Source organism: Janthinobacterium sp. FW305-128 (assembly GCF_020858135.1).
GTDB lineage: Bacteria > Pseudomonadota > Gammaproteobacteria > Burkholderiales > Burkholderiaceae_D > Janthinobacterium.
The window spans coordinates 327,203-343,174 of record NZ_JACYMK010000007.1 but is presented as its reverse complement, the minus strand read 5'-3'; the positions used below and the strand labels follow the sequence as shown (position 1 = coordinate 343,174).

Sequence of the window (15,972 nt, the reverse complement as noted above, 5' to 3'; positions counted from 1 at the left end):
TCGCGGCCGGGCATGCATGCCTCGCCAGCGGTCACTATCGTTTTTTTGTTAAAAAAAAGGGGGAGCTGCTGCCACCCCTTTTCCCTTACTGCTGTGCTTACAAACGGCTATCTTACGATAGCCTGGCCATTAAGCCTGTTCGTTAACTTCGACGAATTCGTCGCCAGCGGCTGCTTTAACCATTTCAACAACTTCGTTACCGGCAGCTGCACGGCCTTCGATGATTGCGTCAGCAACACCGCGAGCGTACAACATGATGGCTTTCGAGGAGTCATCGTTACCTGGGATCACGAAGTTCACGCCTTCTGGGGAGTGGTTGGTATCGACAACGCCGATGACCGGGATACCCAGTTTAGCTGCTTCGGTGATCGCACCTTTGTGGTAGCCGACGTCGACGACGAAGATTGCGTCAGGAATGCCGCCCATGTCCTTGATGCCGCCGATCGATTTTTGCAGCTTGATCATTTCGCGGGAGAACATCAGCGCTTCTTTTTTCGACAGCTTCTCGATCGAACCGTCTTCGATCATCACTTCCATGTCTTTCAGACGCTTGATCGAGGTTTTGATCGTTTTGAAGTTGGTCAGCATGCCGCCCAACCAACGTTGATCAACGAAAGGCACGCCAGCGCGTTGTGCTTCAGCAGCGATGATTTCGCGAGCTTGACGCTTGGTGCCAACCATCAGGATGGTGCCACGGTTTGCAGCCAGTTGACGCACGTGCTTCATTGCGTCCTGGTACATCGCCATGGTTTTTTCCAGGTTGATGATGTGGATCTTGTTGCGATGGCCGAAGATGAACGGTGCCATTTTTGGATTCCAAAAACGGGTTTGATGACCAAAGTGGACACCGGCTTCCAGCATTTCGCGCATTGTTACGGACATTATTAACTCCAGGGTTGGGTCTGGAATCCGATCAGTCACCATACAGGCACCCTTGTCGACCGGATTCGCGTGTTTATATAAATTAAAGACACTGTTTTACTGCATTGCTTAAAAGAGAATTCAAGCAACCCGGGATTCTACACTGAAATGCCTGCCGCATCAAGTCCGCACCGCAAATCGCGCGCCCTGCGGAAACAGCCGGCGCACCACGATGGTGCAAGGCGTGGCCGCACCGCCTTTTCATCCGCTTTCTCCCCACAAATCCCCTCCCGGCCATAGGAAGGAGGCGGCGGATTCAGGGCGCCTCGTTTATAATTTCGGCATATTTGCAGACTTTTCCCCATACAGCAGGAATCGTCTGTGCTCTTCACCTGAATTCTTGCAGATTGCGAATTACACCATGTCCACCATCCGTATCAATACCGCCGCCGACATCGAAGGCATGCGCATTGCCGGCAAGCTCGGCGCCGAAGTGCTCGACTACATCACCCCCTTCGTCAAGGTGGGCGTCACGACGGGCGAACTCGATCGCCTGTGCCACGAATACATGGTCAACGTGCAAGGCACCATCCCTGCCCCGCTCAACTACTGCCCGCCCGGCTACACGCCCTATCCGAAAGCCATCTGCACTTCCGTCAACGACGTCATCTGCCATGGCATTCCCGGCGACAAGGTCCTGAAAAGCGGCGACTCCGTCAACCTCGACATCACCGTCATCAAGGATGGCTACCACGGCGACAACAGCCGCATGTTCCTCGTCGGCACGCCGACCATCCTGGCCAAGCGCCTGTCGGAAATCACCTATGAGTGCATGTGGCTGGGCATCGATCAGATCAAGCCGGGCGCCCACCTGGGCGATATCGGCCACGCCATCCAGCAACACGCGGAAAAGGCCGGCTACAGCGTGGTACGCGAATTCTGCGGCCACGGCATCGGCAAGGTCTTCCATGAAGAGCCGCAAGTCTTGCACTACGGCAAGCCAGGCACCCTAGAACGCCTGGAAGCGGGCATGATTTTCACGGTGGAACCGATGATCAACTCGGGCCGCCGCGAAATCCGCGAAATGAACGATGGCTGGACCATCAAAACCAAGGACCGCAGCCTGTCGGCGCAATGGGAGCACACGGTGCTGGTCACGGAAACGGGCTATGAAGTGCTGACCGTCTCGCCGGGCATGCCGCCGCCGCCCGCCTTTATCGGCAATAAAGCCTGATAAGCGTCATTAATCAAGCCTGACCCCACCCGACCCACCGCCACCCAGGGCCCAGATGAAAAAGCAAGTTCGGGAACAGCTGAAACAGCAACTGAAAGCCGACCGCCAGGTCGTCATTGCGGCCTTCCAGGCCGACGGCAAGCCTGAAAAACTGCTGCGCAGCCTGCGCCACAGCGTCGATGGCGTGCTGGCGCGGGCCTGGCAGGAAGCGGGCTTGCCGCCAGGCACGGCCCTGGTGGGCGTGGGCGGCTATGGCCGGGGCGAGCTGTTTCCGTATTCCGACGTCGACCTGCTGATCCTGCTGCAACAATCGCCGGACGCCGCCACGCAGGAAAAGCTCGAGGAACTGGTGCAACTGCTGTGGGACCTGGGCCTGGAAATCGGCCACAGCATCCGCACGGTCGATGAATGCCTGGTCGAATCGAAGGCCGACATCACAGTGCAGACGAGCTTGCTCGAAGCGCGTCTCGTGTGCGGCAACGCGGACCTGTTCGCGCAATTGCAGCAGCGCTATGACGCGGCCATGGACCCGCAAGCCTTCTTCCAGGCAAAAACGGCGGAAATGCGCCAGCGCCATGCCAAGTACGAAGACACGGCTTTCAGCCTGGAACCGAATTGCAAGGAAAGCCCGGGCGGCCTGCGCGACCTGCAGGTGATCCTGTGGGTGGCCAAAGCGGCCGGCCTGGCGAACTCGTGGCGCACCTTGGCCACGGGCGGACTGATCACCCTGACGGAAGCGCGCCAGCTGATGGAAAAGGAGCGCGCCTTCAAGGATATCCGCGTGCGCCTGCACCTGCACGCGGGGCGGCGCGAAGACCGCCTCGTGTTCGACGTGCAGACGGCGATCGCCGAATCGCTGGGCCTGCAAGCGACGGGCAGCGGGCCGCACATGCGCCGTGCCAGCGAATTCCTCATGCAACGCTACTACTGGGCCGCCAAGACGGTGACCCAGCTCAACACGATTTTGCTGCAAAACATCGAAGCGCGGCTGTTCCCGCAGGACGACGTGGCCGTGCCCATCAACGAGCGCTTCAATGAAGTCAACAGCCTGATCGACATCAGCGCCGACGACACGTTCGAGCAATACCCATCGGCCATGCTGGAAGTCTTCGTGCTCATGACGGAGCGCCCGGCCCTGAAGGGCATGACCTCGCGCGCCACGCGGGCCCTGTGGCACGCGCGCTTCAAGATCGACGCCGCCTTCCGCCAGGATCCCGTCAACCGCGCCCTGTTCCTGCGCATCATGCAAGCCCCTGTCGGCATCATCCACGCGCTGCGGCGCATGAACGAGATGAGCATCCTGGGGCGCTACCTGCCGAATTTCCGCCGCATCGTGGGCCAGATGCAGCACGACCTGTTCCACGTGTACACGGTCGACCAGCACATTCTGATGGTGGTGCGCAACATGCGCCGCTTCACCATGAGCGAACACGCGCACGAATATCCGTTCTGCAGCCAGCTGATGGCCGATTTCTCGCAATCGTGGCTGCTGTACGTGGCGGCCCTGTTCCACGACATCGCCAAGGGCCGCGGCGGCGACCACTCGAAGCTGGGCGTGGCCGACGCCACCCAGTTCTGCCAGGACCACGGCCTGTCTGCCGAGGACACGGAACTGGTGGCTTTCTTGGTGGAAAATCACCTGACCATGTCGCAAGTGGCGCAAAAGCAGGACTTGTCCGATCCCGACGTCATCGCGGCCTTTGCGAAAGTGGTCAAGGACGAGCGCCACCTGACGGGCTTGTACCTGCTGACGGTGGCCGACATCCGCGGCACCAGCCCGAAAGTGTGGAATGCCTGGAAGGGCAAGCTGCTGGAAGACCTGTACAAGATCACCCTGCGCGTGCTGGGCGGCGAGCCGCACACGGCCGACCGCGAGCTCAAAAACCGCCAGCAGGAAGCGCTGGCCACCCTGCGCCTGTACGGCTTGCCGCCCGATGCGCACCTGAAACTGTGGCAACAGCTGGACGTGGCGTATTTCCTGCGCCACGACGCGTCCGACATCGCCTGGCAGACGCGCTCGCTGTATGACAAGCTCGACAGCAAGTTGCCGGTGGTAAAATGCCGGCTGGCGCCCATCGGCGAAGGCTTGCAGGTGGCCGTGTACATTCCCGACCAGCCCGACCTGTTCGCGCGCATCTGCAGCTATTTCGACCGCAAGAACTTCAGCATCCTCGACGCGAAGATCCATACGACGAAAAATGGCTATGCGCTCGACACCTTCCTCGTCACCGAGCAAAACTTCGCCAAGAGCTACCGCGACATCATCAGCCTGATCGAGCATGAGCTGGGCGAATTGCTGCAGTCGCAAACGCCGCTGCCGCCGCCGGGCAAGGGACGGCTGTCGCGCCTGTCGCGCACCTTCCCCTTCCAGCCGACGGTGGACCTGCGGCCCGATGAAAAAGGCCAGTACTATTTGCTGTCGGTGGCGGCCAACGACCGCACGGGCCTGCTGTATGCGATCGCCAACGTGCTGACCAAGTACCGCATTAACTTGCACACGGCCAAGATCATGACCCTGGGCGAGCGGGTCGAAGACGTCTTCCTCGTCGACGGCCCCGCGCTCAACAATGCCCGCAACCAGATATTGCTGGAAACCGATTTACTCGATGCGCTGAAAGTGTAAGCTTTCCGCGCAGCGCCTACCCTTACTGAAACTGAAACAACATGACCGAAGAATTATTACGCTTGTCCAAACGCATGTCCGAACTGGGCCTGTGCTCGCGCCGCGAAGCCGATGAATGGATCGCCCGCGGCTGGGTCCGCGTGGATGGCAAGGTGGTGTCCGAACTGGGCAGCAAGGTCTACCCGAGCCAGAGAGTCACCGTGGAACGCCAGGCGGCGGCCGAGCAATCGAAGCGCGTCACCGTGCTGATCAACAAACCCGTCGGCTACGTCAGCGGCCAGGCCGAAGACGGCTACACGCCCGCCGTGGCCCTGATCAAGGCGGAAAACCGCTGGGCGGAAGACCGCAGCCCGGAACAGTTCCATCCGACCCAGCTGCGCAGCCTGGTGGCAGCGGGACGGCTGGACATCGATTCCGTCGGCTTGTTGGTCCTGACGCAGGACGGCCGCGTGGCCAAGCAGCTGATCGGCCACGATACCGACATCGACAAGGAATACCTGGTGCGCGTGAGCTACACCAAGGGCGGCACCCTGCCCGACAGCGAGCTGAAAAAGCTCAACCACGGCCTGTGGCTCGACGGCAAGCCGCTGTTGCCGGCCAAGGTGCGCTGGCAAAACGAAGACCAGCTGAGCTTTACTTTGCGCGAAGGCAAGAAACGCCAGATCCGCCGCATGTGCGAAGCCGTGGGCCTGAAGGTGCTGGGTTTGAAACGCGTGCGCATCGGCAAGGTCAAACTGGGCGACTTGCCTACCGGCCAATGGCGTTATTTGAGCGCAGACGAACAGTTTTAAGCGGCGACGTCAAGGCGGCATGCCAGGCCAGCATACATAAGCAACAGGAATATAGTGATATAAAATCAATTATTGTGATTTACTTAGTAAATATTGCCTTAAACCTATACACTATTCCCCATTAGAACAAAAGAGATACGCTGTCGTGAACGATCCCATCCCCAATCCCCTGCGCAAGGGCGCGCCCAGTCTGGCTGACGTGGCCGAGCCGATGGCCCCCGGCACCAAGCCGCACCATATGAGCGATCCGTGGGATATCGGCGAAACCTTGTGCAGCCTGGCTGACAACGGCGACGCCATCTCCATCTACCCGGCTGGCGGCGAAGACCTCATCCTGGGGCGCGTCCTGTCCGTTGACGATGACTTGCCGCAATTCGTGCTGGAACTCAATGAAGGTGCGACCCTGCCGCCTGGCGGCGCCACGTTTGTGTCGTGGGTACAAAACGCCAAACTGCAGTTCACCATCAATGGCGAATGGCAAGCGTATCCCGAGCGGCCGAACGTCTACCTGACGAACTTTCCCAGCCATTGCCTGGTCCTGGAGCGGCGCGAATCGGCCCGCCTGGAAACACCGCTGGGCGTGTACTACCTGGCCGCCTTCGTGCTCGAGGGCCGTCCATATGAATTGCAGCTGTATGATTTCTCGGCCGGCGGCATCGGCATGCGCGCCCATCCGCGCGACACGGTAGGCCTGTACGTGGGCCGCAAGCTGTCGCGCGTGCGCCTGGAGCTGGGGCCGGACAAGGTCATGATCGCCGACCTGGAAATCCGCCTGTCGCGCACCTTCCGCTCCTTCCTGCTGGGCGAGCAGGTGCAGATCGGCTGCCGCTTCCTGAACCTGACGGATGCCATGCAGGATGAATTGAAAGCCTTGCTCGATAACCTGGGCAGCAGCCGCAAGGTGCGCTAGTTTAGTACTGGGGTCAGACCCTCAACACCGCCAACACATAGCTTCGCGCTAACGCATCCGGGGGTCTGACCCCGGACGTCCAGGTTAAGCGGCAATTAATCGTCGTCGTTCGGATCCAGGTCGGGGAACATGACCTCGGTATAGCCGAACTGCGTGAAGTCGACGATACGCATCGGATACAGGATGCCGTGCAGGTGGTCCACTTCATGCTGCACCACGCGCGCATGGAAGCCGTCGCAGTCGCGGCTGATGGGCTGGCCGAACTGGTCGACGCCTTCGTAGTGCAGCTCGCTCCAACGCGGCACGCTGCCGCGCAGGCCGGGCACGGACAGGCAGCCTTCAAAACCCTCTTCCTTGCGTTCCGACAGAGGCGTCAGCACGGGGTTGATCAGCACGGTTTCCGGCACTTGCGGCGCGTCGGGATAGCGCAGGTTCTGCTTGAAGCCGTAGATCACCACTTGCAGGTTGACGCCGATCTGCGGCGCCGCCAGGCCCGCGCCATTGGCCGCGTGCATGGTGTCGAACATGTCGGCGATCAAGGCATGCAGTTCGGGCGTATCGAATTCACGGACGGGCTCGGCCATCCGCAGCAGGCGCGGATCGCCCATCTTCAGGATTTCACGTACCGTCATTTTGCGTCCAGTGTCGATTGCAGTTCTTGCAGGTAAGTGCGAAAGGCCGCGCCCGTTTCCGGGTGTTTCATGCCCATCGCTGTCGTTGCCTTCAGATAACCCAGCTTGGAGCCGCAATCATAACGCTGCCCCTTGTAACGGTAAGCCAGCACGCGCTCTTCACGCATCAGGGCGGCGATGCCGTCCGTCAACTGGATTTCACCGCCGGCGCCCGTACCGATTTTCTCCAGGTGCTCGAAGATGCGGCTGGTCAGCACATAACGGCCGACCACGGCGAGGGTCGACGGCGCCTCTTCCGGCACGGGTTTTTCCACGATCCCCGACACCAGCTCCAGGTCAGGCTGATAATGCTGGGCGCTGACGATACCGTACTGCCTGGTTTCCGCGCGCGGCACGTCCTGCACCGCCAGCAGGGAACAGTTTTCATACTGGAACACATCGGCCATCTGCGCCAGCACGGGGCGCACGCCCTCTTCCACATCCATGAAATCGTCGGCCAGCAAGACGGCAAACGGCTCGTCGCCGATCACGGGACGCGCGCACAGCACGGCATGCCCGAGGCCCAGCGGCGCCGACTGGCGGATGTAAATGCAATTGATGTGCTTGGGAATGACGTTTTGCACCATTTCCAGCAACTGGCGCTTGCCGGCCGCTTCCAGTTCCGACTCGAGCTCATAGGCCGTATCGAAATGGTCTTCGATGGCGCGCTTGTTGCGGCCCGTGATGAAGATCATTTCCGTGATACCCGCGGCCACGGCTTCCTCGACCGCGTACTGTATCAATGGCTTGTCAACGATGGGCAACATTTCCTTCGGTTGCGCCTTGGTCGCAGGCAAGAAACGGCTGCCCAGGCCGGCGACGGGAAAGACTGCTTTTCTGATTTTTTTCATGGGTCTTCTGTAATGAATGATTAGTCTTGCGCCAACAGGGTCAGCAGACCAGCCTCGTCGAGTATGGCCACGCCCAGCTCCTGCGCCTTGGCCAGCTTGCTGCCGGCGTCCGAACCGGCCACGACGTAAGCGGTTTTCTTCGACACGGAACCGCTGACCTTGCCGCCGGCCGCCTCGATCAACTCCGCAGCCTCGTCGCGGCTCATGTTGGGCAAAGTGCCCGTCAAAACAAAGGTCTTGCCGTCCAGTTTGCCGCCAGCAGCTGGCATTTCAGGCAATTGTGACAGTAATTCATTTCGTAGCGCGTCCAGTTGACCAAGCAGCTTGACATTGCCCTCATCGGCCAGCCATTGCGCCAGCGCTTCGGCCACGGCGGCGGGCAAGCCCGCGTGGAAGCTGGCACCCTGCGCCGCCAGGCTGGCCAGGGTCACGCCCCGCTCCACCAGCTGTTTGCTGCGCGGCTCCGTCAGCTTCGGAATGCCGATGGCGGCCAGCAAGGTGGTTTGTTCGAGCTGCGTGCGCAGCTTGGCGCTGGGCGCGTGTTCGCCTTGCGGCGCGACACCCGCGTCCAGCAATGCCTGCAACGCCTGCTGGTTCTTTTCTTCGGCAAAGAAATCAGCAATCGACTCGGCCACGGTGCCGCCGATGTCGGGCAGCACGCGCAGCAAGGCGGCCGGCGCCCGGCGCACGTAGTCGAGACTGCCCAACCACTCGGCCAGGGTCTTGGCCGTCGATTCGCCCACGTGGCGGATGCCCAGCGCAAACAGGAAACGCTCGAGCGGCGGGCGCTTGCTGGCCTCGATGCCGGCCAGCAGATTTTCCGCCCACTTGGTGGGAATCTTGCCTTGTTGCACTGTTTCCGGCGTCGAACCGTCGCGCTCGTCGGCGCGCAGCTTCATTTCCAGCAATTTATCTAGGGTCAGGCTGTACAGGTCAGCCAGGCCATGCACGTATTCGAGTTCGACCAGGGTATCGATATAACGTTCCCCCAGACCTTCGATATCCATCATGCGGCGGCCCGCGAAATGACGGAACGCTTCCTTGCGCTGTGCCGAGCAGAACAGGCCGCCCGAGCAGCGGGCGATGGCCTCGCCCTCTTCGCGCACCACGTGCGAGCCGCACACGGGGCACGCTTCCAGCATCTTGAACGGCAGCGGCGCCGGTTCCGGACGTTTTTCCAGCACCACGCTCAGCACTTCCGGGATCACGTCGCCGGCGCGGCGCACGATGACGGTATCGCCCACGCGCACATCCTTGCGCAGCACCTCATCTTCATTGTGCAAGGTGGCGTTGGTCACCGTCACACCGCCCACGGACACGGGCGCCAGGCGCGCCACGGGCGTCATGGCGCCCGTGCGGCCCACCTGGATATCGATGCCCAGCACTTGCGTCAGCGCTTCTTCGGCGGGGAACTTGTGCGCCAGCGCAAAACGCGGCGCGCGCGACACAAAGCCCAGCTCCTGCTGGTCTTCCGTCGCGTTCACCTTGTAGACGACGCCGTCGATTTCATACGGCAAGGAGGGCCGGCGCGCGCCGATATCGGCGTAGTAGGCAAGCAAGCCCTGCGCGCCCTGCACCACCTTGCGCTCCTTGGACACGGGGATGCCCAGGGTTTCGTACCAGTCCAGCAAGGCCGAATGCGAGGCAGGCATAGCGGCGCCTTCCAGCGCACCGATGCCATAGGCATAGAAACGCAGCTTGCGCTGCGCCGTGATGCGCGAATCGAGCTGGCGCAGGCTGCCGGCCGCCGCATTGCGGGGGTTGGCGAATTCCTTCTGCCCCGCTTCGCGCTGGCGTTCGTTCAGGCGGGCAAAATCGCCCTTGAACATCATCACTTCGCCGCGCACGTCGAGCACGGCTGGAATCTTGTCGCCATGCAAGCGCAGCGGGATGCCGGAAATGGTGCGGATATTCGCCGTCACGTCCTCGCCCGTGGCGCCATCGCCGCGCGTGGCCGCCTGCACGAACAGGCCGCGCTCATAGCGCAGGTTGATGGCCAGGCCGTCGAATTTCACTTCGGCAGCATAGTCGACATCCGTACCATCAAGGTCCAGGCCTTCGCGCACGCGGCGGTCGAAGTTGATGATATCGTCATCGGTGAAACCATTATTCAACGACAGCATCGGCACCGTGTGCGTGACTTGCTCGAATTGCGGCAAAGGCGCCGCGCCCACGCGCAAGGTGGGCGAGTCGGGCGTACGCAAGTCGGGATGGGCCGCTTCCAGCGTTTGCAGTTCGACGAACAGCTTGTCGTACTCGGCGTCGGGGATGGTGGGATTGTCGAGCACGTGGTAGGCGTGCAGGTGCCGGTTGAGTTCGGCCGTGAGTGCCAGGACGCGCGCTGCGGCATCCTGGTTGATCGGATCAGTCATTGTTGCAGGATTCTTCAGCTAAATAAACGCAGGGCGCGGGTGGAACCGGCCGGAATGTCGGCCGCGTCCATTTCCTGGTAAAACTCTTGCACCTGGCCGGCGATCTCGGCCAGCGCCGCATCGGACAAGGCCTGGTTGTAATCGTCGACGATGGTGGCGTCGAGGCGGCCCACCAGCGCCTTGGCGCAGGCGACCATGGCGCCGAAACCGTCGCGCGCGGGCACCACGCATGGCACGTCCAGCAGGAGTGTCAAACGGGGCGTCGTTTCCTCGGCCAGGGTGACATTCGTCGACAGCGAGAACAGATGGCTGCCTTCGCCGTCGGGCATGACGAAACGGCCGTCCGGACGCACGTCAAAGCCCTGTTTTTCCAGCGCGAACAGCAAGGTGGAAATGGCCCATGGCGCGCCATTCGTGTGCAGGTTCACGCCCAGCTGGGCGTCGTGACCGGCGACGAAACGGTGCAGATTGCGCGCTTCGGCCATCACTTCCATCATGTCGGGCACTTCCGGCTCGGCGCCGATCTCGTCGGCAACGCCGCGCAGGCGCGTGACCAGTTCCGAGTATTCGAGTTCATTCAAGGCCGTGCTGCGGCTGGCCAGCTGTACGCCACCCTGCATCTTGGTGTAGACACCGCCATGCGTGATCGGTTCCCAGTCGCCATTCACATGCAAGCCGATGAAGTGGACGGGTTTATTGCCCACCAGGCGCAGGGTTTGCAGCACGGGCAGGATCTTGTCGCCGCGCACGGGCGCTTCCAGCGACAAAGGCAGCAGGCAATCGATGAGCGGGTCGACCAGGCTGGTCGCCTGTTCGCTGGCGGCGCTCACTTCCTGCTGCAGCGGCGCGGCCACGGCAGCAGGCGCTTCCACGCCGGCATCGCCGAGCGACGGTTCCGCATGCACGGGGGCTTCGGGCACGGCGCTAGCGGGCGGCGCGCCGAACGATGGTTCGGCCTTGGCGGCGGGCGCGGCGTCAAAGCGCGGTTCCTGACGCAAGACGGGTTCCTGGGCTTCCACCGCAGGGGCGTCGCCCTCGCGCATCAGCACGTCATCGTGGTCGGTGGAAAAAGCCCGCTCCACGCTTTTCTTGGCCTTGTATTCCTGCCATTTGTTGTACGAGAAAACGCCGACGATAAAAACGCCGCCGGCGCCGAACAAGGTAATTTGAAGGTCTGTCATGCTGCTTGTGCCTCGGTTGCAAAATTTGCGGCGGACTCCATGTCCACCGCCACGATGCGCGATACGCCCTGCTCCTGCATCGTCACACCGATCAATTGATGGGCCATTTCCATCGCAATCTTGTTATGCGAAATGAAAAGGAATTGGGTCTGGTCGGACATGCGCTTGACCATGCGGCAGAAGCGTTCCGTGTTCGAATCGTCAAGCGGTGCATCGACTTCGTCGAGCAGGCAGAACGGCGCCGGATTCAGGCGGAACATGGAAAACACCAATGCGGTCGCGGTCAGCGCCTTCTCTCCACCGGACAACAGGTGGATGGTGGCATTTTTCTTGCCGGGAGGCTGCGCCATGACTTGTACACCGGAATCGAGAATCTCGTCGCCCGTCATGGTCAGCCTGGCCTGTCCCCCGCCGAACAGGATGGGGAACAGCTCGGAAAAGTGGTGGTTGACCTTGTCGAACGTGTCTTGCAGCAAGTCGCGCGTTTCCTTGTCGATCTTGTGAATCGCGTCTTCCAGCGTGTTGATCGCTTCCGTCAGGTCGGCGTTCTGGGCGTCGAGGAAATTCTTGCGCTCCGACGCCTGCGCCAGTTCGTCCAGCGCGGCCAGGTTGACGGCCCCCAAGGACGTGATGGCATTGGTCAGGCGCGTGACTTCGCCCTGCAGATACGATGGACGCATATCCGGATGCAGTTTTTCCGTCAGGGCGGCCTCGTCGGCGCCCGACTCCAGCAGTTGCTGGGCGAATTGCTCCTGGTTCAGGCGCGCGGCCTGTTCCTTGAGCTGCATTTCCATGATCTTGTCGCGCTGCGGCTGCAGGCTGCGTTCAGATTGCGTGCGCGCATCTTCGGACAGGCGCAGCTGCTGCGTAATTTGATCGAGTTCGTGACGCGCGTCGGCCAGCGCCCGCTCCTGCGTCGTGCGGCGCTCGAGCAGATCCTGCAAGCCGTCGGCGGCCGCGCCGCTTTCCAGGCTGGCCAGTTCCTGCTGACCAGCTTCCAGGCTTTCCGTCACTTGCTGGGCCTGCGTACTGGCCGTGGCGATATTGCGGCGCAATTCCTCGATCTTCGCGCGGTGGGCTTTTTCCGCGTATTCCGTATCCTTGGCGGCCCGCTCCAGGTCGCGCAAGGCTTCGCGCGCCTCGGCCAGCCGCTGTTCCTTCTGCAGGAAATCCGTGTGGCCGTCTTCGTGCGCTTCCTGCAAGTTGCCCAGTTCCATGTCCAGCTGTTCGAATTTCTCTTCCGATTCAGCCTTGATCTGCTGCTGCTCCGCTTCCTGCGCGGCAATTTCCGCCAGGTCGGCGCCGATCTGCGTGCTGCGCTGGTTGAAGCGCGCTTCCACTTCCGACAGTTTCACCACGTCCAGTTGCAGGGTATGCACGGAGGAAGTGAGCTGCTGTATGCGCAGGCGCAAGTCGGACAGGTTGCGCGTGAGCGTCGCCACGGCGGCGTCGGCCCGCACGGAACGGGCGCGCGCCTCTTCGGCCAGCAGTTGCTGGGCCCGCAGCTGCTTGCCGATATTCTCGATTTCCTGCTGGCGGCCCAGCATGCCTTCCTGCTCCGAATCGGCCGCATAGAAGCGCACGCTGGTGGCCGTGACCACGTGGCCGGCGCGCGTGACGAAATAGCCGCCCGGCGGCAATTTCGCCCGTTCGGCCAGCGCCTCGGCCGCGTCTTCCACGGCGTAGGCGTTGTACAGCCAATCCTGCAGCAAGCCGCGCAAGCCGGGATCGTTGAGTTTCAACAAGTTCAAAAACGGTTTCAGGCCAGGCACGTCCGGCAGGGGCAGCGGCGCCACGGTCGATGGCGCATACAGGGCCAGCTTGGCCGGCGGCGCGTCCGCAAAGAAAGCCTTGGCCCAGTCGATATTCGACAGTTGCAGGGCCGACGTGCGCTCGCGCAGGATCGACTCCATGGCCGCTTCCCAGCCCGCTTCGATCTGCAGCTTTTGCCACAGACGGGGCAAGGTGTCGAGTTCGTGCTTTTTCAGCCACGGCTGGACCTTGCCCTGCGTCTGCACCCGTTCCTGCAATTGTTTTAAGGCGGAAAGACGCGCTTCCAGCTGGGCGTTGGCCGCCGTTTCGGCATTGACTTGCGCCTGCGCCTCGGCCCGCTCCTGCTCCAGCTTCGGTTGCTGCTCCAGCGCTTCTTCCAGGTAGAAACCCTGCTCTTCCAGGGTTTGCTGCTTTTCTTCCAACTGCAGTTTCAGGTTTTCCAGGTGGCTGCTGTCAGGCAAACTGAGGCTGTTCTTTTCCTGCTGCAGCCGCTCGCGGCGCGTCAGCAGGCTGGCCAGGATGTTGGAAGCGTTGCGCTGGTGCGCCGATTCCAGTTCCAGCTGCTGCTGGGCCTGCATGATGCGCGCGCGCGATTCCGTGCTCTTGTTTTGCGCGGCGCGCCAGGCAGCGTCCAGCTCGGGCAATTGCTCGCCCTTCTGCTCGGCCATCATTTGCGACTGTTCCACCTTGGCCGCCAGTTCCTCGAGGTGGAACTCCGCCTCTTCGATCTGTTCCTGGTATTCGCTACCCTGTTGCGTCCACTGGTCGCGCTGGGCCGCCAGGGTGGCCAGCTGTGCCTGCAGGCGGGCGCGCGATTCGATGACGAACTTGATCTGCGCTTCCAGGCTGCCGATTTCCGCATTCGTCTGGTACAGATGACCTTGCGCCGTATGCAAACGGTCGCCCACGGCAAAGTGCGCCTGGCGCATCTGCTCGAGGGTCAGTTCCACGTTGCGCAGCTTGGCCGTCTGCTCTTCCAGGTCCGTCTGCGCCTGCTCCACTTCGCGGAAATAGCGCGTCTGCTCGTTTTGCGCCTCGTTCTTGCGCAGCAGCCACAACAGTTTCTGCTTTTCTTCCTGGTCCGCCTGCAAGGCGTGGAAACGCGTGGCCACGGCCGCCTGCGCTTCCAGCTTTTCCAGGTTGGCATTGAGTTCGCGCAAGATGTCTTCCACGCGCAGCAAATTCTCGCGCGTGTCCTGCAAGCGGTTTTCCGTCTCGCGGCGGCGTTCCTTGTATTTCGATACGCCGGCCGCTTCTTCCAGGAACACGCGCAATTCTTCGGGGCGCGATTCGATGATGCGCGAAATCATGCCCTGGCCGATGATGGCGTAGGCGCGCGGGCCGAGGCCCGTGCCGAGGAAGATATCCTGGATGTCGCGCCGGCGCACGGGCTGGCCATTGATGTAATAGGTGGAGGTGCCGTCGCGCGTCAGGGTGCGCTTGACGGCGATCTCGGCGTACTGGCCCCACTGGCCGGAGGCCTTGCCATCGTTGTTATCGAACACCAGCTCGACCGAGGCGCGGCCAGCCGGCTTGCGGTGCGTGGAGCCGTTGAAAATGACGTCCTGCATCGATTCGCCGCGCAGTTCCGACGCTTTTGATTCGCCCAGCACCCAGCGCACGGCGTCGATGATGTTCGACTTGCCGCAGCCATTCGGCCCGACCACGCCCACGAGCTGGCCTGGCACCTGAAAATTGGTGGGATCGACGAAAGACTTAAATCCCGACAACTTGATGGAAGAGAGACGCACGTGTTTTAGAGTTCCTGGCCTATGCTGGCGGTTATATTATGGGTGAACCCGGTTCATGTTCAGTTCAGATGCCGCATCGCGACGGCAGCCTGGCCGCTCGCCGCAAAAAAAGTGGTTCATCATACCATTTCCTGATGCTTTTCTGGCCAAAAAACCGTCGCGCCAGGTGCATGCCGGCAGCGGATCAGGGGGCAGGACGGCCATCCTGCGCCAGTTTCCAGTCCGCGCGGGAAAAAACGCGCTCATGGCCGGACAGCACCAGGGCCAGTTTTTGCAGCCATTGCTCGGTCGGCATGGGTTCGGCCTTGAAGCTGAGCACCACCATCAGCGCCAGGCTGGCCAGGGCCAGCGCATGGCTGACGGCAAAATTGACGGCGCCACGGGCATTCCACATGAAGCCCAGCGCCAGCGCCAGGCCCAGCACGCAGCCGCTGACGGCTTCGGACACGCTGTGCGCATGCACGACCACGCGGGAAATGGCCACCAGCACGGCAAAGGCCACGCCGACCAGCACGCCGGCATGGCGCCAGCGCGGTTCGGCCCGCTGCAGCAGCACATACATCAGCACGGGAAACACGGCGCCGGCGCGCATGGCGTGGCCGCTGAAACCGGTAAAATCGAGCGTGCTGCTGCCCACGCCCCAACTCATGAAGGCCAGCTTCGACAGCACCACGAGGGCCAGGCCGCCGCCGTACCACAAGCTCCAGCTGAGTACCAGCCGCCACTGGCGCGACACGAGCAGCCACAGGGCAATCGCCACGCCAGCCGGCCCCATGACGGACATGTCGGCCGCAAAAGAAATCCCATTCCACCAAGTCATCGTGCCTACGCTTATTTCATGATCAGCGTGCACTATGCCACGACTGGCCCCGCTTGCGCCCGGGTTTTCATCAACTGGGGTCAAGAATTACATTCCATTACAATTTCCATCTCAGAAATTGCCATATGAAAATA

General features: G+C 61.7%; 11 protein-coding genes. 4 read left to right on the top strand and 7 right to left on the bottom strand.

The window, feature by feature from the left end:
• Positions 1-129: 129 nt before the first annotated feature.
• A complete protein-coding gene (rpsB, locus tag IGS60_RS17010; protein WP_010397614.1) occupies positions 130-882 on the bottom strand; it encodes a 30S ribosomal protein S2 in 753 nt (250 codons plus the stop codon).
• 400 nt (positions 883-1,282) lie between these two features.
• On the opposite strand from rpsB, the gene map reads away from it, so the two are divergent.
• The 4 genes from map (at position 1,283) to IGS60_RS16990 (ending at position 6,419) form a co-directional block, all read left to right on the top strand.
• Entirely contained in the window at positions 1,283-2,095 is an 813-nt protein-coding gene (gene map, locus IGS60_RS17005) for a type I methionyl aminopeptidase (RefSeq protein ID WP_070221576.1), read from the top strand.
• A 55-nt stretch (positions 2,096-2,150) separates the two neighbouring features.
• Complete coding sequence (locus IGS60_RS17000; protein WP_230505603.1) at positions 2,151-4,718, top strand: [protein-PII] uridylyltransferase; 2,568 nt, start codon at positions 2,151-2,153, stop codon at positions 4,716-4,718.
• 41 nt (positions 4,719-4,759) lie between these two features.
• Entirely contained in the window at positions 4,760-5,509 is a 750-nt protein-coding gene (locus IGS60_RS16995; protein WP_034752263.1) for a pseudouridine synthase, read from the top strand.
• Positions 5,510-5,654: 145 nt separating this feature from the next.
• Positions 5,655-6,419, top strand: coding sequence for a flagellar brake protein (locus IGS60_RS16990; protein WP_083287073.1), 765 nt, complete (start codon positions 5,655-5,657; stop codon positions 6,417-6,419).
• A 95-nt stretch (positions 6,420-6,514) separates the two neighbouring features.
• Here IGS60_RS16990 and def read toward each other — a convergent pair whose 3' ends face one another.
• The 6 genes from def to IGS60_RS16960 form a co-directional block, all read right to left on the bottom strand.
• Entirely contained in the window at positions 6,515-7,051 is a 537-nt protein-coding gene (gene def / locus IGS60_RS16985; protein ID WP_070221525.1) for a peptide deformylase, read from the bottom strand.
• Positions 7,048-7,941, bottom strand: coding sequence for a UTP--glucose-1-phosphate uridylyltransferase GalU (galU, locus tag IGS60_RS16980; RefSeq protein WP_070221526.1), 894 nt, complete (start codon positions 7,939-7,941; stop codon positions 7,048-7,050). The genes def and galU overlap by 4 nt, the downstream gene beginning before the upstream one ends.
• A 20-nt stretch (positions 7,942-7,961) precedes the next feature.
• Positions 7,962-10,313, bottom strand: a complete 2,352-nt coding sequence (ligA, locus tag IGS60_RS16975; RefSeq protein WP_230505602.1) for an NAD-dependent DNA ligase LigA — start codon at positions 10,311-10,313, stop codon at positions 7,962-7,964.
• 14 nt (positions 10,314-10,327) lie between these two features.
• Positions 10,328-11,494: a cell division protein ZipA C-terminal FtsZ-binding domain-containing protein gene (locus IGS60_RS16970; RefSeq protein ID WP_230505601.1), complete on the bottom strand. Its 1,167-nt coding sequence runs from the start codon at positions 11,492-11,494 to the stop codon at positions 10,328-10,330.
• A complete protein-coding gene (gene smc / locus IGS60_RS16965; RefSeq protein WP_230505600.1) occupies positions 11,491-15,018 on the bottom strand; it encodes a chromosome segregation protein SMC in 3,528 nt (1,175 codons plus the stop codon). The genes IGS60_RS16970 and smc overlap by 4 nt, the downstream gene beginning before the upstream one ends.
• A gap of 184 nt (positions 15,019-15,202) precedes the next feature.
• Positions 15,203-15,838: a phosphatase PAP2 family protein gene (locus IGS60_RS16960; RefSeq protein ID WP_230505599.1), complete on the bottom strand. Its 636-nt coding sequence runs from the start codon at positions 15,836-15,838 to the stop codon at positions 15,203-15,205.
• Between the last annotated feature and the right edge of the window lie 134 nt (positions 15,839-15,972).

What these genes read in the sequence shown, in the direction of transcription:
- rpsB (WP_010397614.1), bottom strand. Translation starts at nt 882, where the DNA reads ATGTCCGTAACAATGCGCGAAATGCTGGAAGCCGGTGTCCACTTTGGT.
- map (WP_070221576.1), top strand. Translation starts at nt 1,283, where the DNA reads ATGTCCACCATCCGTATCAATACCGCCGCCGACATCGAAGGCATGCGC.
- IGS60_RS17000 (WP_230505603.1), top strand. Translation starts at nt 2,151, where the DNA reads ATGAAAAAGCAAGTTCGGGAACAGCTGAAACAGCAACTGAAAGCCGAC.
- IGS60_RS16995 (WP_034752263.1), top strand. Translation starts at nt 4,760, where the DNA reads ATGACCGAAGAATTATTACGCTTGTCCAAACGCATGTCCGAACTGGGC.
- def (WP_070221525.1), bottom strand. Translation starts at nt 7,051, where the DNA reads ATGACGGTACGTGAAATCCTGAAGATGGGCGATCCGCGCCTGCTGCGG.
- galU (WP_070221526.1), bottom strand. Translation starts at nt 7,941, where the DNA reads ATGAAAAAAATCAGAAAAGCAGTCTTTCCCGTCGCCGGCCTGGGCAGC.
- ligA (WP_230505602.1), bottom strand. Translation starts at nt 10,313, where the DNA reads ATGACTGATCCGATCAACCAGGATGCCGCAGCGCGCGTCCTGGCACTC.
- IGS60_RS16970 (WP_230505601.1), bottom strand. Translation starts at nt 11,494, where the DNA reads ATGACAGACCTTCAAATTACCTTGTTCGGCGCCGGCGGCGTTTTTATC.
- IGS60_RS16960 (WP_230505599.1), bottom strand. Translation starts at nt 15,838, where the DNA reads ATGACTTGGTGGAATGGGATTTCTTTTGCGGCCGACATGTCCGTCATG.